The following is a 23118-nucleotide window of genomic DNA, read 5'->3' as shown; positions in this document are numbered from 1 at the left end:
AAAAAATGAAAACTATTGGAATGATTCTTTTGGCTTTTTCTTTTTTTAGTTTCAGTATACATATTCATGCAAAAAGTATCGAAGCACAAGAAGAAAGTGTAGTTGATGGTAATGGTAGTACAATTTATTCTCCGACTGCAAGCACTGGTTTTATGGATGCTGGTGCAACCTATCCTAAAGTAATCGAAGTGAAAAATAGTTCTGCAAGTAATGGTTCTCTTATTGCTACATTTGATCAAGGAAAAATGGAAAATAATCGTCTAGTTTGGCCTATTTATAAAAGTGACGATAAAGGGAAAAATTGGACAAAAATTGTGGATTTTACAAATGATTTTTCACAATATCCACTACAGATGAATCCATTTTTATATGAAGTAGAAAGAGACACTACGTACTCTAAAAAAGGAGATATCCTCTTAGCGGGTATATTGAAACCAGAAGATGAAAGTAAAACTGTTTTAGCGATTTATAAAAGTTCCGATTTAGGAAAAACTTGGAGTCTATTATCGATAGTTGATGAAGGTGGTCCTGCAGATTATGATCCGTCACCTGATTCTACAACAACACCGATTTGGGAACCTGCACTTTATTTAAACGGAAATGGAGATTTATCTGTTTATTATTCAGATGAACGACAAAAGAATGATGATATTCTTCAAGCTCTAGTTATGAAGACATCTACAGATGGCGGAAAAACTTGGGGGGCACTATCCAATGTAGTAGCAGTACCAAACAAACACGACCGACCAGGAATGCTTACAATGACCCAATTACCTGATAATACGTTTATTGCATCTTATGAGGTAGTTAATAAGCCTTCAATGACTGAAAACTTTGCACAGGTATATATTAAAAAATCAAATGATGGCATTAATTGGAATGCAAATGATTTAGGAACTCCTATTTATTCAAGCGATGGCAGAACGCCAGGATCATCACCTTCGATAACTTGGGTAGACGATGGTAGCGTGAATGGGAAAATTCTAATTGCTTCAAAGTGGGGTATTAATTCGTTACCTGGACTAGAAGATAATCAAAATTTTTATACTAACAAGAATCTTGGTGATGGAATATGGGAGCGCGAGCCGCTACCTGTAACTTTTTCTTCATTAGATGATTCAGCACATAACACTGCATATAGTCAAAGTATTATTATGTCAGCAGATAACAAACAGATCTTTCAAATCGTAACTGTCGAGAACGATACTTCGGAATTGAATGACGTAAAATTTGGTTCTTTACCAACAAGATTTCAAAAATATGAAGCAGAAAGTGCTCAGTTAGATAATGTTAGGATAGTAGATCACTATGATGCTTCTGAAGGCGAAAAAGTAGGAGACATTAATTTTTCTAATAGCAGAATTAAATTTACAAATGTTGCTGTATCTGAAGATGGTGAATATGAGATGTTAATTCGCTATGACAATGGATATTCTCAAGAAGCTAAGCATAAATTGATTATCAATGGAGTTCAACAAAGTGATGTAGTGTATCCAAAAACAAAACACTGGGGAAGATTCCAATGGGTCACAGTCAAAATTCAACTAGGAGAAGGTATTAATACAATCGAGTTATCTCATAAAGAAAATTTCGCAGAAATAGATTGTATTTACATACACTAATTTACTATTTGTTCAATCTTTTATGGATTTGAGCAGATAGATAAAAAACTTCTTATTTGATTTCATTTCTATCTGTTCAAATTTTTAGAAAATGACAGAAAAATATTGTATAAAGAATAATTGCATGAATTAACTATTATCTTTATCAAACAAGAAACAAAGCAATTCGATTGAAAAGTCAATACTAACGGTGATTAATCAGAAAGGTAGAAGGTGGGCCACTTTGACAAATAATGAAACAAATAGATATATAAATCCAATCGTGATGGAGAGAGCAGATCCGTGGGTGTATAAACATACAGATGGATATTATTATTTTACAGGATCGGTTCCTGGATACGAGGAGATTGAAGTAAGAAGAGCGAAAACTCTAAATGAATTGGAAGATGGAGAAAGAGCCAGCGTTTGGCACGCTCATCCAAGTGGTGAAATGAGTAAATTAATTTGGGCTCCAGAGATTCATTTTGTCCAAGGGAAATGGTATATATACTTTGCTGCAGCAGGGAGTTCGGAAGTTGCAAAAGGAACCTTCCAACATCGGATGTACGCTCTGGAATGTGCGGACGAAAATCCACTAACAGGTAATTGGGTGGAAAAAGGGCAGGTTAAAACCGCTTTTGAAAGTTTTAGTCTAGATGCAACTGTTTTTGAACTGAACGGTAAATTGTATTATGTCTGGGCACAAAAAGATCCGGAAATTCCTGGGAACTCCAACCTGTATTTATCAGAAATGGAAAATCCTTGGACCCTAAAAGGGGAACAAATTATGTTAAGTATTCCTGAATATGATTGGGAAAAAATTGGTTTCTTAGTAAATGAAGGACCGGCAGTTATTATTAGGAATGGAAAGGTATTCATTACTTATTCAGGAAGTGCAACGGATGAAAATTACTGTATGGGATTACTATGGGCAGATGAAACAGCTGATTTAATGAAAAAAGAAAGTTGGAATAAAGCGAAAGAACCTGTATTTAAAACATCTGAAAAAAATAAAAAATTTGGACCTGGTCACAATAGTTTTACCGTATCTGAAGATGGTACAAAAGACATACTTATCTATCACGCACGACCTCAAATCGTTTTGGAGGAAGAACCACTGGATGTTCCAGACCGACATGCAAATGCACAAGTGTTTACTTGGGATGAAGATGGATTCCCGGTTTTTGGAGAACCGCGTTAAATGTGGGGAAAAGGAATAACAAAGAAATGCAATAAGAAGCTCGTCTTTGCAGTAGTAGGATTAAATATAATCAGTTTGAGTGGCTGTGGGGAGGAATCTGATATAAAAGAAATTGAACAAGAAACGTGGACAACGATCAATCGAACAAGAGTATCTGTTCACGATCCATCTCTTACGTATTTAGTAGATGAAGATGGAAAAGAAGAATACTATATTTTTGGGACTCATCTTGCTCAAGCAAAATCAGAAAACTTAGTAACATGGGATGTGCCTTTTAATGTAGAGTATGAAAATATGGAAGATAATATGCTCTATGGAAATACTCCGGAAAATCTTGCCGAAACTTTTGAATGGGCGGGCTATGATGATGCGGATTCTCAAGGCGGGTATGGATTGTGGGCACCAGATGTCATTTGGAATGAGAAATATGAATGGTCAGATGGTTCATTAGGAGCCTATATGCTTTATTACTCTTCCAGTTCAACTTGGAGAAGGTCAGCTATCGGTTTTGCAGTTGCAAAGTCAATTGAAGGGCCATACAGCTATGCTTCGACCGTCGTTTACTCTGGTTTCACTGAAAAAGATTCATCTGATGGCAGTGAGCGAAATACAAATTATCAAAATACAAACTTGAAGAAGTTAATAAAAGATGGAACAATTTCCGAATTTAATGAAAAATGGTCGATCGAAAATGGTTTGACCTATAATACGGATTATGCACCGAATGCGATTGATCCTGCCTTGTTTTATGACGAAGATGGTAAATTATGGATGACATACGGTTCTTGGTCGGGTGGAATTTTCCTACTGGAAATAGACCAGTCAACTGGTAAAGCAATTTATCCTGGGGAAGATTCCACTACACCGGACGGACGAATTATTGATCGTTATTTTGGTACGAAACTATCAGGCGGCTATCATCAATCGGGAGAAGGACCCTACATTGTTTATGATCAAGAGACGGACTATTATTATCTTTTTATTACTTATGGAGGGCTAAATGCGACGGGCGGCTATAATATGCGATTATTCCGATCGGAAAACCCAGATGGTCCCTATATAGATGCAAAAGAGAACTCGCCCATTATAGATCAAGGTGATCAAAATTACCATTATGGAATCAAATTGATAGGAAATTATCAGTTTTCTCATCAGAAGGTTGGCTTCCGCGCGGCCGGTCACAATTCAGCTTTCATCGATAAAGACGGACATTGGTATTTGGTTTTCCATACACGTTTCAATAACGGTGCAGAAAATCATGAAGTACGTGTACACCAGATGTTTATGAATGAAAAAGGTTGGCCAGTTCCTGTTCCCTATGAGTACGATGGAAGCGAACGTATTCCACAAACCTTGGATAGTAGTGAAATTATCGGCACATATGAATTTATCAATCATGGCACCGATAATGGCAAAACGATGTTACCAACTCAAACGATTCATCTTGAAAGTAATGGTGATATAACGGGGGATGTGATTGGTAGTTGGGAACAAAGGGATAATGGGTATATTAGAGTAACAATAGATGGAATTGTCTATGACGGTAATTTATTTAAGCAAACAGTAGAAGATGCAGAAACAGACTTCCTGACGTTTTCGGCAATTGGTGAAAACAATGAATTAATTTGGGGAAGTAAAGCAGAATAGGAGAGTATACATGACAATCAATATTTTAAGTAATAAATCAGGGCCAACAATTAGCAAATATATTTATGGACATTTTGCAGAACATTTAGGACGTTGTATTTATGAAGGGTTATATGTGGGCAAAGAGTCTGATATTCCAAATGTAAATGGGATGCGTACCGATGTTGTGGAGGCGCTGAAGAATATTAATATTCCTGTATTGCGTTGGCCAGGTGGTTGTTTTGCGGATGAGTATCATTGGAAAGATGGAATTGGACCGAAAGAAAATCGTAAAAAAATGGTTAATACCCACTGGGGCGGTGTGACAGAAACTAATGAATTCGGAACCCATGAGTTTTTTGAATTAGTCCGTCAGTTAGATTGTGAAGCATATGTAAATGGGAACGTAGGTAGCGGCACAGTCCAAGAAATGCAAGAATGGGTTGAATATATTACTATGGCAGGAGTATCCCCTATGGCAGACTGGCGCCGTGAAAATGGCCAAGAAGAACCATGGGATATGAAATTCTTCGGTGTTGGAAATGAGAACTGGGGTTGCGGAGGAAATATGCGCCCTGAGTATTATGCCGATTTATATCGCCGTTACCAAACTTATGTAAGACAATACGGGGATCAAAAAATTTACAAAGTTGCTGGCGGAGCGAACGTCGATGATTATCACTGGACAGAAACGTTAATGAAGAACGCACATTGGATGATGGACGGTTTAAGTCTCCATTATTATGTTCATCCACATGGTTGGGAAGAAAAGGGAAGTGCTCTTCAGTTTGACGAAGACGAATGGTTCTTAACTTGTCAAAAAGCAGCACATATGGACGAACTAATTAGCAAACATGGGACAATCATGGATAAATATGATCCAGAAAAAAGAATCGGAATGATTATTGATGAATGGGGAACATGGTTTAACGTTGAACCAGGGACCAATCCGGGATTCTTATATCAGCAAAATACGATTCGCGATGCAATGGTAGCGGCTATTACATTGAATATCTTCCATAAACATGCAGATCGTGTTCATATGGCGAATATTGCCCAAACTGTAAACGTTCTTCAAGCAGTGATTTTAACTGAGGGAGAAAAGATGGTTAAAACACCAACTTATCATGTGTTTGATCTCTATAAAAATCACCAAGACGCTGAATTAATAGACAGCTACGGAAATGAAAAAGATACGATTACTTATACTGTATCTAAAAAAGATGGACAATTAACTGTATCCATTTGTAATTTTGCAGTTGCAGGTGAAGAAAAACTTGATTTTAATTTTAGTTCGCCGGTTGAAGTTGTAGAAGGACAGTACATTGTAGGCGAAGAAATGAATGCACACAATGATTTTGATCATCCCGAAACCGTGTCTATTCAAGACTTCAATGGATTCGTTACTGCAGAAAATAATGTGCAAGTAACGGTTCCAGCAATGTCCGTTGTTACATTAACAATTAAAGAGGGATAAAGATGTCTTGTAAAGGGTGCGATGTAAAAGAAGAAGCACTGGCTGTGGATGTAGATGAATTGATAGCGGAGCAATTAAGTTTTGAAATTCATTTAGCCGATGAAGAATTAGTTAAGAAGCGTGTGGGAAAATGCGAAATGTGCCCATTTCGTTCACTGCATACCTGTACAAAATGTGGCTGTTTCTATAAATTTCGGGCAAATCTTGTTAATAAGGAATGTCCAGTTGGAAATTGGTAAAATATAAACTCCTTCAAATCTATAGTCAATTGAAGGAGTTTTTTTCGTTAGTCAGGAGGAATTGTCCGCTTTTCTAGGAGAGTTTTGCATTATAATTTTTAATGCTTTTATAGAAACAGACATTCAAATAAAATTTTGAGGCTGAACGTCTTTATTTTCAAAAAATAACGATGCTCAGCAGAGATTTAACCGTTGAACATCGTTATTCCAGAAAAATAAAGACATTCAAGCTGTAAAATGAGCTTGAACGTCTTTGTTTTATCGTTAGTGGTATAGTTTTCTGAATTGCCCAGGTGTATAGCCAGTTTTCTGTTTAAAAAGGTAATTGAACTGGCTTGGTGAATCAAATCCAACTTGCATGGCAATTTCTTGTATAGCTAAGTCGTTTTGGTTAACCAGCAACTCCTTCGAACGACTAATCCGATAATTTGTTAAATACTTATAGGGACTATCATTAATGAATCGCTTGAATAAGCGAGACAAGTATTGAGGACTAATGAATAATTGTTCAGCAATTTCTTCAATCGTGATAGAAGCATTATATTGTTTTTTCATGATTTCAATGGCAGGTTCAACATACATAAAATATAAATGATGTTGATGGCTAGGATCGTGTTTTTGGCTTAACTGCAATAAAAATCGATAACATTGCACAGAATGCTCCGTTGTATCTAATGTGTTTTCCTCATGTTTTTGAATGATGGATGCAATCCAGTTTGAAAAAGAAAATTCACACGAATCTCCGGTCAAGGTATAGGGATTAGATCCAACAATGTCTGAAAAACTGCTTTTTAAAATACCATCGAAGGTAATGAAATTGGTGGTCCAGTGACCTACAGGATAATAAGAATGAGGAACGAAAGGACTTATAAAGACACCTTCTCCGGCATTCAAAAGAATTTTTTTATTTTCTATTACAATTTCTCCTGTTCCTTCTTCCGTTTGCAACCAATGATAAAAGGGGTAACCGTCTGGTCTTTGGACACTTATTTGCGACCATTGATTTCCGATACTTTCAATAGAAATTGGCAATGATACGTTTGATAATTGAAAATAAATAGACATATGGTAAAACACCTTCTTTTGTTTCGGAATCTTATGTTTTTTAGTTTAACATATTATACAACGAACTCAAGAAACCCTTTACAATTAAATTAAAAAGAGGAGAGTGCAGTATGAAACAATTTAAACGAATTTTATATGGTGGAGATTATAACCCAAATCAATGGGAAAAAAGCACATGGAAAGAAGATATGGAAATTTTTAGAAATGCTAAAATAAATTCCGCAACCATCAATGTTTTCTCTTGGGCAAAAATTCAACCGAGTGAAAATGAATATTACTTCGATGAGTTAGATGAAATTATTAATATGTTAACAAAAGAGGAATATGACATTGTTTTGGCAACTTCAACGGCTGCTTTGCCTGCGTGGATGTTTAAAAGATATCCGGAAGTTGGCAGAACGGATTATGAGGGCAGACACCATAAGTTTGGGCAAAGACACAATGCATGTCCAAATAGTCTTATCTATCAAAAATATGCTTCTCGATTAGCTGGAAAACTAGCAGAACGTTATGGAGAAAATCCTCGTCTTTCTTGTTGGCATATCAACAATGAATATGGCGGTGAATGTTTCTGCGAAAATTGTGAAAAAGCATTTCGGGTTTGGCTAAAGGATAAATATCAAACAATTGAAGTGTTAAATAAGGCATGGAATCTAGAGTTCTGGGGACATACAATATATGACTGGGATGAAATCGTATTACCAAATGCTTTAAGTGAAGGAATTGGACCAGATAAAACAGCTTTCGCTGGTATATCAATTGACTATCGACGCTTCAATTCTGACAGTATGTTAGAGAACTTTAAGATGGAACGTGATGCTGTTAGAAAGTATGACCAAGAAACACCGATTACAACCAATATAATGGGTACTTATAAAAATTTAGATTACTTTAAATGGGCAAAAGAAATGGATATCATCTCTTGGGATAACTATCCTGCTTTTGATACACCTTGGAGTATGGTTGCGATGACTCATGATTTAATGAGAGGCTTAAAAAACAAACCATTCATGCTGATGGAACAAACACCAAGTCAACAAAACTGGCAATCTTATAATTCTTTGAAAAAACCGGGACAAATGCGTGCTCAAAGCTACCAGACAGTGGCTCATGGTTCAGACACCATTCAATTCTTTCAACTAAGAAGATCTGTGGGAGCATGTGAGAAGTTCCACGGTGCCGTGATTGAACATGTCGGTACCGAAAACACACGAGTTTTTAGAGAAGTAAAACAACTAGGAGAAGAACTGGAACAACTTGATGGTATATTGAATGCTGAGAATCAGTCCAAAGTAGGAATTATTTTTGATTGGGATAATTATTGGGCGTTAGAATATACCAGCGGACCAAATAAAGATTTGAAGTATGTCGATCAGATTCATCAATACTACCGCTATTTTTATGATAAAAATATCTCAGTAGATATGATTCCTGTCGATGCAGACTTTTCAAATTATTCGCTTGTAGTGGCACCTGTTTTGTATATGATAAAAGATGATATGCAGGAACAACTAGAAAAATTTGTATCGAATGGCGGAACATTTGTAACAACCTTTATGAGTGGGATTGTTGATCAATCCGATAATGTTCATTTAGGTGGTTATCCAGGTCCTTTGCGTAAATTGACCGGTATTTGGGTAGAAGAGATCGACGCATTGGCTCCTACTCAAAAGAACGAAATAAAATTAGGTAATGAACATACTGGTACGTCAACGTTAGTGAGTGACTTGATCCATCTGGAGACGGCAGAGAGTTTGGGAGAATATACCAGCAATTTTTATGCTGGTATGCCGATAGCTACAGTAAATCACTATCAAAATGGAAAGGTTTATTATGTGGGCACACAATTAGATACTTCCACAATGAGCAAATTATTAGATCAAGCAATAAACGACGCAGAAGTAGAATCACTGGTCACGGAAGAGACTGAATTAGAAATTACTTGTCGATATAAAGAGGATGAGTGTTTTACTTTTATTATGAACTTTACGCAAACAAATCAGAAACTGCCAAAACAATTTACAGAAGCCATAGATGTACTGACGGGAAATAAATTAGAAGAAGGAAAAGAACTGATTCCGTATGAAACAATTTTGATTAAGGAATAAATCAGCTTAATAACCATTTTTCAAACGTATACTCATAACAATCGTACTATTGGAGATTATCCAACAGAGCAATGATTGTTATGAGTTTTTATTTTGGAATAGGAAAGCATAAGTTTTTTCTGCTATCGATGTCTAGCGGTTCAATCCTGTCCCGCTTTTCTTATTCTAAAAAAACTTGTTAATTTTGGGGTGGTTCAATTAAAAAAGGGGCATAGATATTATTAAGCGCTTACAATATGATAGAGGCAAGGAGGGGAAATAATGGAAACTACAGTTAAAGAAATCACCAAAACTGTCGCAAAAAAGAAAAAGAAGACGTTAAGGCAAGAATTAAAAATTAATTGGCCATTATATACTTTATTGCTGCCAACAATTGTAAGTGTTATCATTTTCAACTATTTGCCAATGGGCGGATTGATCATGGCCTTTCAAAATTACAAACCTTGGCTTGGTATTTTAGGATCAGAGTTTATTGGATTAGACAATTTTAGAAGGATTTTTGATTTTCCAGAGTCTTTTCAGGCTATTATCAATACAATTGTCATTGCTTGTTGGAAGATTGTGTTAGGTATCATTGTACCTGTGATTATGGCTTTAATGCTAAATGAAGTGCGGCAAACCGGAATTAAAAAAGGAATTCAAACAATGGTATATTTGCCTCATTTTCTTTCATGGGTTACCGTAGCTGGCATGATGAAGGATATTCTTGGATTAGATGGTATTGTGAATACTTTCTTATCAAATTTTGGTATTGAACCAACTTTCTTTTTAGGTGAAGCAGATATGTTCCGGCAAATCATTATTGCATCAGATTTATGGAAAGGATTCGGATTCGGCATGATTGTCTATTTAGCTGCTATTTCTAATATTGACCCGAATCTGTATGAGGCGGCGGAAATGGATGGAGCGGGCAGATTACAACAAACCTTCCACGTAACACTTCCGGGCATGCTGCCCATTATTATCGTAATGGCTACGCTAAGCTTAGGAAATGTGTTGAACGCTGGCTTTGATCAAGTATTTAACTTATACTCCCCATTAACATATAGTACGGGAGATATTATTGACACCTATGTATATCGCCAATCTTTATTAAATGGACAATATAGTTTCGGTACGGCGGTGGGACTCTTTAAATCTGGCATTGGATTGATTTTGACAGTTGTTGCGTACAGGATCGCTTACAAAGTTGCAAACTACCGTATCTTTTAAGAAAGGAGGAATCATGAATGTATCATAAATCGAATAGCTATCGAATATTTTCTTTTATCAATATAATGTTTCTTTTGATTGTTGCATTGTTATGTGTGCTTCCTTTACTCAATCTGCTTGCTATTTCGTTGAGCGGAAAAGCAGCTGCTAATAGTGGTATGGTCTCGTTTTGGCCGCTAGACTTTACCTGGACTGCTTATACCAAAACGTTTCAAAATGGCAATTTCCTTTCTTCTATAGGTATATCGGTTGCAAGAACAGTAATCGGTACTGCTTACAGTATGTTTATTATTACAACTTCAGGCTATGCCCTATCAAAAGATTTTCGTGGGCGAGCTCCGATTATGTGGTTCTTAGTATTTACCATGTTATTTGGAGGGGGATTAATTCCGTCTTATTTAGTTAATACAGGACTGGGACTAAAGAATAACTTTTTAGTATACATCATACCGGGAGCTTTCAGTTGCTACAATATGATTTTAATTATGAATTTTTTCCGAGGTATTCCCAAAGCACTAGAAGAAGCTGCTTTAATTGATGGTGCAAGCTTTTTCACTGTATTTCGTAAAATCTATTTGCCTTTATCGTTGCCTGGTTTGGCAACCGTTGCACTTTTCATTATGGTAGGGCATTGGAATGACTGGTTTACTGGTATTCTATATATGGCTGATACTAAAAATTATCCACTTGCCTCATTCTTACAAGTGATCGTGGTGCAAGGAAATCAACAAGATTTAGCTTTAGATCCTAGCTCCGCTGCTGCGATGTCCGAAAGAACAATTAAAGCAGCTCAAGTATTTATTGGTGCATTACCTATCTTGATGGTTTATCCATTTTTACAAAAGTACTTCGTTAAAGGAATTGTTATGGGAGCAGTAAAAGAATAATTTAAAAAGGGGATAAAATGTGATGGTAAAGAAAAAAAGAATGATGTCATTGTTATTCAGTTCAGCTTTGTTACTTTCTGCTTGTGGTGGAAATGGAGGAGCTGAAGAAGGAAGCGGTCCGGTAGCTGAGAAGAATGCAGATGGTAAATATGATCCCGTACTGGAGATAACGACTGCAAAGCAATTAGATGAAAATGCTGGGAAATATGACAGTGGCGACGATATTAATAACAATCCGATGATTGCTTTAGGAGAAGAAAAACTTGGTATTAAAATGAACACCATTCTATTAGGCGGAGATGCAGGCAATTATGACACCAAACTACGACTAGGATTGACAGGCTCAGAAGAACTACCAGATGTATTTCCTGTATATAGTACGCAAATGATTGCGGACATGATTGAATCTGGTCGTGTGAAGGCAATCGATGAAGACATTGAACAGTATATGCCTGAACGTTTGAAAGAAGTGTATGATCAATATCCTGAAACATTTTCTCCTGTTACAAAAGACGGTAAAACATATGGAATCGCGAATACACCAGTTCTAGATGATGGTCAAGTATTGATTATCCGTCAAGACTGGCTTGATGAACTAGGGCTAGAAGCACCGACAAATTTAGAAGAATTTGAACAAGTGATTAAAGCATTTACCGAAGAAGATCCAGATGGGAATGGGAAGAAAGATACTTACGGATTCACCTATTCAGGAAGCAGCATTTATAATACTGGCTGGGTATCTGATCCTGTGACACTATTTTCTGCTAATAGCGGTAAATTTTTCCCTGGTACTTGGCAAGAAGATGAAAATGGCGAACTTTCATACGGATCAATCCATGAAGGTAACAGAGAAACTTTAGAAAAGATGGCTGACTGGCATAAAAATGGCTGGCTGTTCAAAGAAGCTGCGGCCACAGGGGCATGGGATGCCATGACAGAATTTACAGAAGGAAAAGCCGGTATGTTTATCGGACGTCCTTGGGCAATTGATTCCGTTAATGATTTGATAGTTACAAATGAGAATGCACGTATTGAAGCTTATCCAACTTTACGTCAAGAGAATGGCGATCCTTCTTATCAAAATGGTGCTACAAATGACGGCTGGATTATGTTCAACAGTGACTTTGACAATATGGAAGCGTTCTTTGAATATTATGACTGGTTGTATGATATCGCATTTGGAACAGGCGACTTCCAATATGGTTATTTACAAGATTATGATTGGGATGAAGTAAATGGCGAAATTGTTTTTGACCCGGCTGCCTTTGATCCGGCAAAAGAAACACCGTTTGCACCTGATAAAGCAATCTTCACCAAGAACAGACCTTACGTTGATCGCATGAAACCGGCCTATGATGTAGCAGTTGAAGGAAAAGCGGCTGAAACTGGAGATGAATTAAAAGCAGAAGAAAAAATGGAACTCAATCTTCCCGTTATTACCGGTACGGCAATCGCATATGAGCATCGCGAAGAATTACTACCAAATCTCTTTAATGGCGAACCGACTGAAACGATGAAGAGAAATTGGGAACAACTGCAAACGTTAGAGGCACAAACTTATACGAATATTATTTATGGAAAAGAAGACATTAGTGCATTTGATGATTTTGTTCAAAAATGGAATGAACAAGGTGGGGAGGACATTACAAAAGAAGTAAATGAATGGTATCAAAATTTAAACAATTAATCGATTAAATGAATTCAGAAGCAGTAACTGGACTCAAGTCAGTATTTGAGCCCGGTTCTGCATTCTGTTGTTTTGGAGGAATTTTAAAAATGAAGACATATCAAAATGGTACGTTGTGGCATGACAAAAATGGCGAAGAAATACATGCGCATGGTGGCTACATTATTCAACATGAAGGATTTTATTATTGGTACGGAGAAGATCGACGAGAAAACTATTATGTAAGTTGTTATCGTTCGAAAGACTTAGTAGAATGGGAATTTAGAAATCATATTTTAACGACGGAATCAAAAGTAGAAGAATATCGTGTGCGGACTAAGAGATTGTTGGTTCACCCAAATGGAAAAAAAGTTAATATAGAACGACCAAAAGTAGTATATAATAAGAAAAATAAAAAGTTTGTAATGTGGGTACATTACGAAAATGGTAACGATTATCGAGATGCTGCAGCAGCAGTAGCAACATGCGATACACCGGATGGAGATTTCACTTACCACGGACATTTCAATCCTTTTGGTTATATGTCGCGGGACTGCACTCTGTTCATAGATGATAATGAGACAGGTTACTTTATTTCGGCGGCAAGAGATAACGCCGATTTACACGTGTACCGTTTGAGTGAGGATTATCTGAATATAGAGAGCCTTGTACACAAATTGTGGCAAGGGGAGTATAGAGAAGCTCCAGCAGTCATCAAACATAATCAAAAATATTTTATGATTTCTTCTTTCTGCACAGGATGGGCCCCCAACCAAGGGAAATATAGCGTTGCAGATACAATGGAAGGAACATGGACAGACTTGGAAGAGATAGGAGACGAAACAACTTATCTCAGTCAGCCGAGTTTTTTACTGAAAGCCAATGATCAGATTCTTTACTTCGGTGATCGTTGGGGTGGAGACGATGGTTATTTTAATTCTGGATATGTCGTTTATCCCTTGGAAGAAAAAGAGGGGAAATGGAAGCTCATTGAGAAAAGAGAAGTCATATTTAGAGAGAATGAAATAGATTTCCAATAATTAACAGGAGCAGGTGAATATACATCATGAAAAAAACAAAATCTTTTTTATATTTATTAGGTTTTTTTCTCATTTGTATTCTCCTGTTCTTTTTTGTTTTATATCATTATACGACTCGACAATTAAATTCTAGTCTCTCTAACTCTGCCGAGAACCAACTATCATTTGCCTATCAACGATTAGAAGATAAATCTTCAGAGATTGAATTACTGACTGCATCGATCATGATGGAAAATGACGTCCGCTATTTTTCCGCCAGATTAGACGATGAAGCGTCTCATTATGAATATGTCCAGAACTTGAAAAGAATTAAAGATATGATCCGACAAAGAATGCAAAATGCTAGTGGAGTAGAAGCGATTCATCTCTATTGGCCAGAAGATAATTTGCTTATCAGTACGAAAGCAGGTTTTTCACTTGATGAAGAAATCATTGAAATACCTATACAAGCAGGTGAAAAATGGTCCAATCAACAAGACCGTCTTTCTTTTTCCCTATCTTATCCTTATTTGAATCGCGAACAGCAAGCAGTTGAATTCATTGTATATACAGAAATGAAACCGTCTTTCTTGAATGATATCCGTAAATCCGTGACTACACTTGAAAAGTCTAATGCTCTTCTAGAGCTTCCAGATGGCTATATCATGTATGAATCATCCAATATCGATCATGATGTAGTAAAAGAAATGACCAGTATGGAAAGCGAAAAAATCGATAAAAAAGAAGTAACAATTGATAACGAGGATTTCCGTGTCCTCTCCCGTTCTGGTAAAAGAAACCAAATAAAAATTATTTCTTATTACGATGTTGGAAATTTAATGAGACCGATCAAACAGATTAACGGACTAACTTTTATTTCAACATTTAGTGTATTATTTATCGGGCTATTACTTATCTATGTTTTTTATAAAAATATATTTACTCAAATTGGCATGCTGATTCGTCAATTCAAAAATGTAGAGAATGGTGATTTAGAAGTTGTTTTGCCAACCAAAACAAATAGTGAATTCGATTATGTTTTTGACCAGTTTAACCAAATGGTAAGAGGTATTGATCGCTTATTGAATTCTCTTGAAAAAGAATACCATTTAAGAGACTTAGCCGAAAGAAAACAATTACAAGCCCAAATAAACCCTCATTTTCTCTATAATAGTCTTTTTTATATTGTTTCCATGGCTGATAATCCAGAAGCAGTACGTGAGATGACCATGCACTTAGCAGATTATTATCAGTATCGAACCGAGACAAAAGATTTAGTTTCATTAGAAGAGGAAATTGATTTTGCACATGCTTATTTATCAATTATTTCTTTAAGAAAACAAATCTCTTACCAAATCAATGTAGAAACGGATATTTCTGATATAGAAGTACTACCTCTGCTTATTCAGCCTTTATTAGAAAATGCGATCCAACATGGAATCGATAAAAAAGAAGGTGCACACCAAGTGATTTTATCGATAAAAAAAGTAACAGAGGGACTGGAAGTTTCTGTGAGTGATGACGGAAACGGACTGTTGGAAAGCGAACGTTCTCGATTGCTGGATTGTATCAATCACCATTCTTCCTCTAATCAGAGCAGTATTGGTCTAAAAAATATCAATCAAAGATTGGTAAATTATTATGGAAAGAATTCTACATTGAAAATAGAGAGAGAGGAAGAATTAGGGGGTTTAAAGGTAAGTTTTGTTATTCTGAAGGAGGATAGCGATGAAATTGTTAATAGTGGATGATGAGATTCATATCGTGAATTATATAAAATATTTGATTGACTGGGAGAAAATAGGTTTTTGTGAAGTATTTACGACTAATAAAGGCACACAAGCGAAAGAATATATTCTGCAAGAAAAGCCAGAATTGGTTATTACAGATGTTCAAATGCCAACTGTATCTGGTTTGGATTTAGCGACCGTCATTAATGAGAAAAACTTATCAACAAGAGTTATTATTTTGTCTGGATATAGTGATTTTTCTTATGCACAACAAGCAATACGGCTAGGAGCCGTGGATTATCTAGTGAAACCAATTAGAAAAGCTGACTTACTACCTGTAGTGAAACGAGCTTTGGACACACTGTTTTTAAATCTTTCAGAAGGGCTGTTAGATGCTGATAATGAGAATAAATTTTTTATCGATATGCTATCTTCTTTTCCTTTAACAAAAGCAGAAGAGGAGCAAATCAATTCGAAGAGACAAAGTTATTATGTTTCATGGCAAAACTCACCAATTTATCGTTCCCTGAAGTTCAGAATAAATGGTAAGTATTTTACGGTCTTTTCAAAAGAAAAAGCTCCGTCTTCCAGCGTAAAGAACTATAAAAAACTAACAAGAGAAAATATTCAATTGGAGTTTTTTTCAGAATATGGAGATGTCGAAAAGATTAACTATATATTTCCTGAAGAATTAGAAAAATTCATCGAAAAAGAAAATTGGGATTCCTTGTTGAGCTACCTAAAAAAAGTTGAAAAAACATCTCACACTCTCCTATATCAAATGCAGCTGTCTATTGATTTGTTAAAAGTATTAGGGGAGCACTTCCCCAACCTGCATGAAACCTTAAGTCTATCTGACTTGTTTTCAGAATCGCAAAATGTTCTTGAATATTTAAAAGAATTCTTTTTAATACAAAAACAAAAGGAGAAAGGGACAGCGGGAGAAGCAGATTACAATCAGTTAATTATTGAAAAAATACGTAAACATATTGAAAATCATTACTCTGAAGAAATTACCCTTGATCTCTTAAGTGAGGTAGCTCATATGCATCCGGTAACTGTCTCCAGACTATTTAAAGAAGAAACAGGAAGCACGGTTATGCAATATCTATTAAAAATAAGGCTAGAAGAAGCAGCAAAGTTATTGGAAAATTCAAATTTGTTAGTTCGTGATGTTGCTGTTTTGGTGGGTTATAAAAAAACGCAACATTTTACTAAACTGTTTAAAGAGCATTATGATGCTACACCACAAAGATATCGAAGGAAAATACAATTGAGAGGAGAGGAAGAAGATGAATACTGAAAAGCAAGTATCTTTTTTAGGGAAGTGGGTTTTTGGAATTGTCAAATTCAGCTCCGTTTTATTAGTAAGCAATTTCATCTATGTTTTTCTTTTTCTGAATGGATATTTAGCAGAAACAGTCAATGAAATCGGCACGCTGATCACTACAGGATTTGTACTTCTTCCTTTTGTATTCGCTCCTAGTTTTTTAGCGGTAAGCAGCTGTACCCGTTTATTTTTTAGATCAGAAGAGAACTCGCCAATTTTTAGAACTTTTTGGAACAGCTATAAAAAAAATTACCGTCTAGCAATGAAACATGGCTTGCTTTATACTGCAATTTCGTTCGTTTTATATGCTGCTTACTGGTATTACGGGAGATTTGGCATGTTGGGCCATTTGATTCCAGCTATTTTATTTATTCTAGTTACCGTACTGTTCCTCTTCGTTCTTTCCTATAGTAGTGACCGAGTGGAAAATATTTTGAATTATTGGAAGCTGAGCTTTTTATTACTATTAAATCATCCGCTGTTGTTCCTGTTTATGGTTCTTCAAGTTTTTTTTATTATCTATTTTTGTCATTTTAACGGGGCGATGCTGCTCTTTGTTGCCCCTGGAGCAACCGCTATGGTTATGATGTATTTCTACTTAGAGTGCTGTAAATTAGAAGTAAGTAAGCAGAGAGAGTACCTTAAGTGAGAAAATAACTATTCTTGCTTAACTACACTGGAAAGTGAGGAAGATCATGTCTGAAATTTTTATGAAAGAAAAAATAGTTACTTTAAATGAAGAACCTACGATTTTGTTTTCAAAAGAGATTCATCAGGAAGAAATGGCGCATAAAGGGATTGCTGTTCGTATTCACAACAAATCACCTTATTCATTGACACTGGATATGAAATTTATTTCTTCTGAAAAGAAAACGCTGACAATCTCTTTTAATATATTGCCAAGTACGGATGTAACGGTTCCTATTCCATTTTTGTATTTAAACAGCCAAACACTCTTTCCGAAAAGAACCAAAGGAAGGTTACGAATGATGGTTAATGGAACGCCTATGAGAAAAGACGAAGTAAAAGAAATTGTACTTTCCTCTAGAGCATGTCATATTGAAAGACAGATTATATTAAAAGAAATAGCCTTAACCAATCAGGTAAAGGAAGGTCACATTCATGATCCAGAAGTTTTGATTGATCAATTTGGGCAATGGAAAAACAAAGAATGGGAAGGAAAAACAATCCATGAAGAAAATCTAAGAGATAAATTGAATCAACACCTTCAATTTACCTCTCGCAGTGAAGAGAAAGAATATTCCGCGGATCAATCTAATTGGTTTAGAGTAGAAAAAAAGGATGGAAAATGGTATTTTATTGACCCTGAGAATAAACCTTTCCTTTCAATTGGAATGGATTGCGTACGTCCATCAGTAGATTGTTTCGTAGATCCTGTGTATCCTTTTCTTCCTGAAGACGACAGGGAAAACACAAAAATGATTGACTACTGTCAAAAAAACTTGGAGCTAATTTTTGGAAAAGAGTGGCGTTCCAAATGGGATGAGCTAATAATTGGCTATCTCAGAAAGTGGGGAATCAATACAATCGGGAACTGGTCTGATTTTGACTTCATACAGAAAGCAAAAATTCCTTACGTACTTCCTTTGGATGTATATAGTGAAGTGGGATATCCTTCGACAAAGGCTAAGATTTTTAGAGATTTTCCAGATGTCTTTTCTCCTGAATTTGAAAAAAATACCAAAATTTATGCAAATGCTCTAAATTCATTTAAAGATGACCCAATGTTGATTGGTTATTTCATGAGAAATGAACCGGAATGGGCATTTGAATATGATGTATTGTTAGCGGAAGAACTTTTTGGATTGAAAGAACAGACTTATACCAAGCAAGCTTTTATTGCCTACTTAGAAAGCAAATATACAAGTATAGAGGATCTCTCAAAAGCTTGGAAGTTAGAAGCTGTTTCTAATTTTGATGCTGTTTTTACGGATGAAATCAAGAAAAAGCTTCATACAGAAGCTGCACAGGAGGATCTGCACCAATTTTCTAAAGAAATGATTCGACAATATGTATCGATTCCCGCCCAGGCATGTAAAAAAATTGATGAACACCACTTAAATTTAGGGATGAGATATGCTTATATTGCCAATGAAAGTATGCTCGCTGGTAGTGAAAACTTTGATGTTTTCAGTATTAATTGTTATCAGGAAGATCCAACCGACAAAATCAATCAAGTTGCCGAATTGACTGGTCTTCCAGTCATGATTGGTGAATTTCATTTTGGAGCATTAGATAAAGGCTTGAGTTCTACAGGGATAAAAGGTTGTCTTACTCAAAAAGACCGGGCCTTAGCTTATAATTACTATTTTGAAAAAGCTGCGTTGCATCCTAATTTTATAGGAGCACACTATTTTTCTCTTTATGATCAAAGCTGTTTAGGTCGTTTTGATGGAGAAAATTATCAATTTGGTTTTTTAGATATATGTAGTAATGCCTATGAAGAATTTACTAAAGAAATAACAGTTTCAAATGAAAACTTACTAGCAATTCATATGGAAGAACATGCAATAAACATAAAAAGACCAAGTTTTATTCCACCAATTTATTGTTGACTTTCTATAAGAAAAAATATTTAGTAGAATAAGGTAAATAATAAGGTAGGAGAAATACTTAAAATGATTTATTATCAAGAAGATAAAAACATCGAAATGAAGAAGTTAATTGATCTATATAAAAATGCAGGGTGGACTGCCTACACGAAAAGCCCAGAAGAAATACAACTCGCTATTAAGAATTCCTTGTCAGTCATAACAGCTTGGGAGGACGAAAAGCTAGTTGGACTTATTCGCTCTGTTGGTGATAGCGTTTCTATATTATATATTCAAGATATTTTAGTTTTAAAAGATTATCAGAATACAGGGATTGGTCAACAATTGATGAAGCATATGCTTGAACGATTTCCAGACGTTCGGCAAAAAGTCCTATTAACAGAGGAAGCTCCCGATGTACGTTCTTTTTATGAAAAGTGTGGATTCAAATCTGCCGACCAAGGAACAACAGTCGCTTTCTGGAAATTAGATAACTAGTACAAAGAAACAATTACTAAAACAGAGAATTGATGAAAATATCAACTCTCTGTTTTAGTGTTAGCGATAAAAATATCTTGGTAGGTTCCAATCAAAATGTACACTCGCTACTCGCAATAAAACGATGATTGTTAATAGCAAGTAAGTTAAGAAGGATGTCTTTATTAAACCCAAACCAATCGCTAGTCCAGCACTTGCAGCCCAGATTGCGTAAATTTCTGAATGGAAAATCATTGGTCTGCGTCCAGCAAAGATATCTCGAAGCATTCCTCCACCAGATCCCGTCAAAATGGCAGCCAATGTAACAGAAATCAAAGGAGCGTCAAATGACATAGCAAAATTTGCACCTTGGATTGCAAAGGCAGCTAAACCAACTGCATCAAAGAAAACAATACTGCTTCTTAAATGGCCTTTCCAAATATTAGGAAGGAAAAATACGAGTGTGATTACGAAGAAAGCAATTTTAAATAAAGAGCTCTGCATCCAAATGTTCTGCACTGGAACTCCAATTAACAAATTTCGAATGAGCCCTCCGCCAAATGCAGTTGTAAAACCTAAAATATAAAATCCAAAGAGATCAAAATCTTCCTCAATTGCTATTAACGTACCACTAATTGCAAAAGCAATCGTGCCAATAATGCTAAGAATTTCCCATGTCACTTTTCATACTCCTATTCCTAAAAAAATAAACGTACTTATATTAACCGCAAAAATCAGCTACCACTGCAGCCATTGATTTTGCACAAATTAACAAGCTTTTTTCATCAATATCAAACTTAGGATGGTGGTGAGGATACCATTGTTTTTCTTTTGGACGAGCTCCTACATAGAAGAAACACCCTGGTTTTTCTTGTAAATAATAGGCAAAATCTTCAGAAGGAGGTTGTGGGTTCACTTCAAGAACATTTTTAACTTCTGAAATGTTAGCAACTTCTAGAACTTGTTGTACTCGTTCGGTAATTTCTGGATCATTATAAAGAACAGGATAGTCATTTTTGTATTCAAGTTCTACAGAAACACCATAAGTTGTAGCTAATCCATCTGCCATTTGACGAACTTCTTTCTCTACTGTCTCTCTTGCATTATCGGAAACAGATCGTACATCGCCTTCTAAAGTAACTGCGTCTTTGATAATATTGAATGTTCCTTTTCCGTCAAAAGAACCAATGGTTACAACTGCTGTGTCAAATGGATCAATACGTCGACTTATAATCGTTTGTACGTTCATGACGAATGCACTTGCAGCAACAATCGCATCATTAGCTGTATGGGGAGATGAACCATGACCGCCTTTACCTTGGATACGTAGTTTAAAGTAAGATCTACCTGTTTGTGCATTGCCACTTCTATAATAAACATTTCCTGTTTCCATTGGAGACATCACATGAATACCGAAAATAGCATCGACATCATCCATTACACCGGCTTTAATCATTCCAATCGCTCCACCGGGAGGAACTTCTTCTGCTGGTTGATGAATAATTTTAATAGTACCTTTTAATTGGCTTTTCATTTCGGCTAATGTTTCAGCTAAAATGAGCATGTATGCTGTATGACCGTCATGTCCGCAAGCATGCATGACACCTTTGTTCTTGGATGCAAATGACAAGCCCGTTTCTTCTTCAATAGGTAATGCATCAAAATCAGCGCGAAGTGCAATTGTTTTTCCTGGTTGACCGCCTTTAATCATTACAACCACACCGCGCTGGCCGCCATAATTGGTTTCGACTGAATCAACAGGAACGTTTCTATAAAAATCACTTATATATGTGGCTGTTTCTTCTTCTTGAAAGGAAAGCTCAGGATTTTCATGTAAGTGCCGACGAATTTCAATGATTCGATCTTTTTTAGAATCAATTTTTTCTGCTAGTTCTTCAAACAAAATCATAAGTTTCTCTCCCTTTTCTCTATTTCTTCTATTTTAATACTTTTTGGATAGATGCGCCAGCTTACAGCTGTATTAATCAGGTATAGAGTGCTCATTGAGAGGAAAATATTTCTGAAGATAATAGTCATTATATTTATTTTTGTTCATTAGGTGTTAAAGGGCTTTCATTATAAAAAATCGTACTGTATAATAGGCTCTGTTTTTATCTGAGATAAAGAAGGGTGATAGAAAATGGCTGAAAAAACAATTATGTTAGTGTGCTCAGCAGGTATGAGTACAAGTCTATTGGTATCAAAAATGCAAAAAGCTGCTGAAGCGCAAGGATTAGATACAGAGATTTTTGCTGTGTCAGCTTCTGAAGCAGATGCTAATTTAAAGAAAAAAGAAGTTGATGTACTATTTCTCGGACCTCAAGTACGATTCATGGAAAAACAATTCCAAGCAAAAGTTGCAGGGACAGACACAAAACTTGCGGTTATTAACATGCAAGATTACGGCATGATGAATGGTGAAAAAGTTTTAAAAACTGCAATTGAGCTAATGGGTTAAAATAATTCATTTAGGAAAGGAATTTTATAATGGCAGAACCGAAAAACCTTGAAGTAATCATGCAATTGATCATGCATGGTGGCGATGCGAAAGGCAATGCAATGGAAGCAATCCAAGAAGCAAAAACTGGAAACTTTGAGCTTGCGCATGAAAAGATTCAAGCCGCTGATGAAGCGCTTGTCAACGCTCACCGCGCTCAGACTGGTTTACTTACGCAAGAAGCTTCAGGAGATTCAGTAGAATTATCATTATTGATGGTTCATGGACAAGATCACCTAATGACAGCAATCGCATTTAAAGATTTAGCGAATGAAATTATTGAACTATATGAAAAGATTGCGGAAGAAAAATAAATAGAGTATAAAAAGCTGTTTCCTTTAAGGAGGCAGCTTTTTTAATAGGTTTAAAAAAATAAACCACTAGAATATGAACTGCACTTTAATTTTTGGCAAGAAGAATTTTTTTGTGAA

General features: G+C 35.9%; 20 protein-coding genes. 17 read left to right on the top strand and 3 right to left on the bottom strand.

Annotated elements, in window-relative coordinates:
- Window positions 1–5 precede the first annotated feature (5 nt).
- The 5 genes from EJN90_RS02165 (at window position 6) to EJN90_RS02145 (ending at window position 6144) form a co-directional block, all read left to right on the top strand.
- Window positions 6–1622, top strand: a complete 1617-nt coding sequence (locus tag EJN90_RS02165) for an exo-alpha-sialidase (protein WP_126108660.1) — start codon at window positions 6–8, stop codon at window positions 1620–1622.
- 265 nt (window positions 1623–1887) lie between these two features.
- Entirely contained in the window at window positions 1888–2802 is a 915-nt protein-coding gene (locus EJN90_RS02160; RefSeq protein ID WP_126112211.1) for a glycoside hydrolase family 43 protein, read from the top strand.
- Complete coding sequence (locus tag EJN90_RS02155; RefSeq protein ID WP_126108659.1) at window positions 2803–4449, top strand: glycoside hydrolase family 43 protein; 1647 nt, start codon at window positions 2803–2805, stop codon at window positions 4447–4449.
- Window positions 4450–4459: 10 nt separating this feature from the next.
- On the top strand, window positions 4460–5905 hold the full coding sequence (locus EJN90_RS02150; RefSeq protein ID WP_126108658.1) for an alpha-N-arabinofuranosidase: 1446 nt from the start codon (window positions 4460–4462) through the stop codon (window positions 5903–5905).
- A gap of 2 nt (window positions 5906–5907) precedes the next feature.
- Entirely contained in the window at window positions 5908–6144 is a 237-nt protein-coding gene (locus tag EJN90_RS02145) for a hypothetical protein (protein WP_126108657.1), read from the top strand.
- A gap of 264 nt (window positions 6145–6408) precedes the next feature.
- Here the strand turns inward: EJN90_RS02145 and EJN90_RS02140 are convergent, their stop codons facing one another.
- Entirely contained in the window at window positions 6409–7209 is an 801-nt protein-coding gene (locus EJN90_RS02140; RefSeq protein WP_126108656.1) for an AraC family transcriptional regulator, read from the bottom strand.
- A 110-nt stretch (window positions 7210–7319) separates the two neighbouring features.
- Between EJN90_RS02140 and EJN90_RS02135 the strand changes: the two genes are divergently transcribed.
- The 10 genes from EJN90_RS02135 to EJN90_RS02090 all read left to right on the top strand — a co-directional run bounded on the left by EJN90_RS02135 (window position 7320) and on the right by EJN90_RS02090 (window position 20211).
- Window positions 7320–9317, top strand: coding sequence for a beta-galactosidase (locus EJN90_RS02135; protein WP_126108655.1), 1998 nt, complete (start codon window positions 7320–7322; stop codon window positions 9315–9317).
- A gap of 261 nt (window positions 9318–9578) precedes the next feature.
- Window positions 9579–10529 carry an ABC transporter permease gene (locus tag EJN90_RS02130; RefSeq protein ID WP_126108654.1) on the top strand — a complete coding sequence of 317 codons (951 nt, stop codon included), beginning with the start codon at window positions 9579–9581 and terminating at the stop codon, window positions 10527–10529.
- A gap of 17 nt (window positions 10530–10546) precedes the next feature.
- Complete coding sequence (locus EJN90_RS02125) at window positions 10547–11416, top strand: carbohydrate ABC transporter permease (RefSeq protein ID WP_126108653.1); 870 nt, start codon at window positions 10547–10549, stop codon at window positions 11414–11416.
- A gap of 22 nt (window positions 11417–11438) precedes the next feature.
- Entirely contained in the window at window positions 11439–13103 is a 1665-nt protein-coding gene (locus EJN90_RS02120) for a type 2 periplasmic-binding domain-containing protein (RefSeq protein ID WP_126108652.1), read from the top strand.
- An 89-nt stretch (window positions 13104–13192) separates the two neighbouring features.
- Window positions 13193–14122, top strand: coding sequence for a family 43 glycosylhydrolase (locus tag EJN90_RS02115; protein ID WP_164543976.1), 930 nt, complete (start codon window positions 13193–13195; stop codon window positions 14120–14122).
- A 26-nt stretch (window positions 14123–14148) separates the two neighbouring features.
- Window positions 14149–15852 carry a sensor histidine kinase gene (locus tag EJN90_RS02110; RefSeq protein WP_126108650.1) on the top strand — a complete coding sequence of 568 codons (1704 nt, stop codon included), beginning with the start codon at window positions 14149–14151 and terminating at the stop codon, window positions 15850–15852.
- Entirely contained in the window at window positions 15830–17134 is a 1305-nt protein-coding gene (locus tag EJN90_RS02105) for a response regulator (protein ID WP_126108649.1), read from the top strand. The genes EJN90_RS02110 and EJN90_RS02105 overlap by 23 nt, the downstream gene beginning before the upstream one ends.
- A complete protein-coding gene (locus tag EJN90_RS02100; protein ID WP_126108648.1) occupies window positions 17124–17810 on the top strand; it encodes a DUF624 domain-containing protein in 687 nt (228 codons plus the stop codon). Before EJN90_RS02105 ends, EJN90_RS02100 begins: the two co-directional genes overlap by 11 nt.
- Window positions 17811–17856: 46 nt before the next feature.
- Complete coding sequence (locus tag EJN90_RS02095; protein WP_126108647.1) at window positions 17857–19737, top strand: beta-galactosidase; 1881 nt, start codon at window positions 17857–17859, stop codon at window positions 19735–19737.
- Between the two features lie 63 nt (window positions 19738–19800).
- On the top strand, window positions 19801–20211 hold the full coding sequence (locus EJN90_RS02090) for a GNAT family N-acetyltransferase (protein WP_126108646.1): 411 nt from the start codon (window positions 19801–19803) through the stop codon (window positions 20209–20211).
- Window positions 20212–20271: 60 nt separating this feature from the next.
- On the opposite strand, the gene EJN90_RS02085 is transcribed toward EJN90_RS02090, so the two are convergent.
- Together EJN90_RS02085 and EJN90_RS02080 are read right to left on the bottom strand one after the other, a co-directional pair.
- A complete protein-coding gene (locus EJN90_RS02085; RefSeq protein ID WP_126108645.1) occupies window positions 20272–20871 on the bottom strand; it encodes a trimeric intracellular cation channel family protein in 600 nt (199 codons plus the stop codon).
- 40 nt (window positions 20872–20911) lie between these two features.
- Window positions 20912–22099 (bottom strand): M20 family metallopeptidase, encoded by a 1188-nt coding sequence (locus EJN90_RS02080; protein WP_164543975.1) that lies wholly within the window; start codon window positions 22097–22099, stop codon window positions 20912–20914.
- 231 nt (window positions 22100–22330) lie between these two features.
- Between EJN90_RS02080 and EJN90_RS02075 the strand changes: the two genes are divergently transcribed.
- The gene (locus EJN90_RS02075) at window positions 22331–22648 is read left to right on the top strand and encodes a PTS sugar transporter subunit IIB (RefSeq protein ID WP_126108644.1); all 318 of its coding nucleotides are present in this window, start codon (window positions 22331–22333) and stop codon (window positions 22646–22648) included.
- A 29-nt stretch (window positions 22649–22677) separates the two neighbouring features.
- The gene (locus tag EJN90_RS02070; protein ID WP_174919242.1) at window positions 22678–23001 is read left to right on the top strand and encodes a PTS lactose/cellobiose transporter subunit IIA; all 324 of its coding nucleotides are present in this window, start codon (window positions 22678–22680) and stop codon (window positions 22999–23001) included.
- The last annotated feature ends 117 nt before the right edge of the window (window positions 23002–23118 follow it).

It is taken from the genome of Jeotgalibaca ciconiae (assembly GCF_003955755.1).
In the GTDB taxonomy this organism is placed as follows: Bacteria; Bacillota; Bacilli; order Lactobacillales; family Aerococcaceae; genus Jeotgalibaca; species Jeotgalibaca ciconiae.
This window is presented reverse-complemented; position numbering and strand designations above follow the sequence as displayed.

Bases quoted from the DNA above. Each gene is read 5' to 3' on its own strand.
- EJN90_RS02125 (WP_126108653.1), top strand. From the start codon at position 10,547: ATGTATCATAAATCGAATAGCTATCGAATATTTTCTTTTATCAATATA.
- EJN90_RS02160 (WP_126112211.1), top strand. From the start codon at position 1,888: ATGGAGAGAGCAGATCCGTGGGTGTATAAACATACAGATGGATATTAT.
- EJN90_RS02130 (WP_126108654.1), top strand. From the start codon at position 9,579: ATGGAAACTACAGTTAAAGAAATCACCAAAACTGTCGCAAAAAAGAAA.
- EJN90_RS02070 (WP_174919242.1), top strand. From the start codon at position 22,678: ATGGCAGAACCGAAAAACCTTGAAGTAATCATGCAATTGATCATGCAT.
- EJN90_RS02095 (WP_126108647.1), top strand. From the start codon at position 17,857: ATGTCTGAAATTTTTATGAAAGAAAAAATAGTTACTTTAAATGAAGAA.
- EJN90_RS02100 (WP_126108648.1), top strand. From the start codon at position 17,124: ATGAATACTGAAAAGCAAGTATCTTTTTTAGGGAAGTGGGTTTTTGGA.
- EJN90_RS02165 (WP_126108660.1), top strand. From the start codon at position 6: ATGAAAACTATTGGAATGATTCTTTTGGCTTTTTCTTTTTTTAGTTTC.
- EJN90_RS02120 (WP_126108652.1), top strand. From the start codon at position 11,439: ATGGTAAAGAAAAAAAGAATGATGTCATTGTTATTCAGTTCAGCTTTG.
- EJN90_RS02145 (WP_126108657.1), top strand. From the start codon at position 5,908: ATGTCTTGTAAAGGGTGCGATGTAAAAGAAGAAGCACTGGCTGTGGAT.
- EJN90_RS02115 (WP_164543976.1), top strand. From the start codon at position 13,193: ATGAAGACATATCAAAATGGTACGTTGTGGCATGACAAAAATGGCGAA.
- EJN90_RS02090 (WP_126108646.1), top strand. From the start codon at position 19,801: ATGATTTATTATCAAGAAGATAAAAACATCGAAATGAAGAAGTTAATT.
- EJN90_RS02135 (WP_126108655.1), top strand. From the start codon at position 7,320: ATGAAACAATTTAAACGAATTTTATATGGTGGAGATTATAACCCAAAT.
- EJN90_RS02105 (WP_126108649.1), top strand. From the start codon at position 15,830: ATGAAATTGTTAATAGTGGATGATGAGATTCATATCGTGAATTATATA.
- EJN90_RS02155 (WP_126108659.1), top strand. From the start codon at position 2,803: ATGTGGGGAAAAGGAATAACAAAGAAATGCAATAAGAAGCTCGTCTTT.
- EJN90_RS02075 (WP_126108644.1), top strand. From the start codon at position 22,331: ATGGCTGAAAAAACAATTATGTTAGTGTGCTCAGCAGGTATGAGTACA.
- EJN90_RS02110 (WP_126108650.1), top strand. From the start codon at position 14,149: ATGAAAAAAACAAAATCTTTTTTATATTTATTAGGTTTTTTTCTCATT.
- EJN90_RS02140 (WP_126108656.1), bottom strand. From the start codon at position 7,209: ATGTCTATTTATTTTCAATTATCAAACGTATCATTGCCAATTTCTATT.
- EJN90_RS02080 (WP_164543975.1), bottom strand. From the start codon at position 22,099: ATGATTTTGTTTGAAGAACTAGCAGAAAAAATTGATTCTAAAAAAGAT.
- EJN90_RS02150 (WP_126108658.1), top strand. From the start codon at position 4,460: ATGACAATCAATATTTTAAGTAATAAATCAGGGCCAACAATTAGCAAA.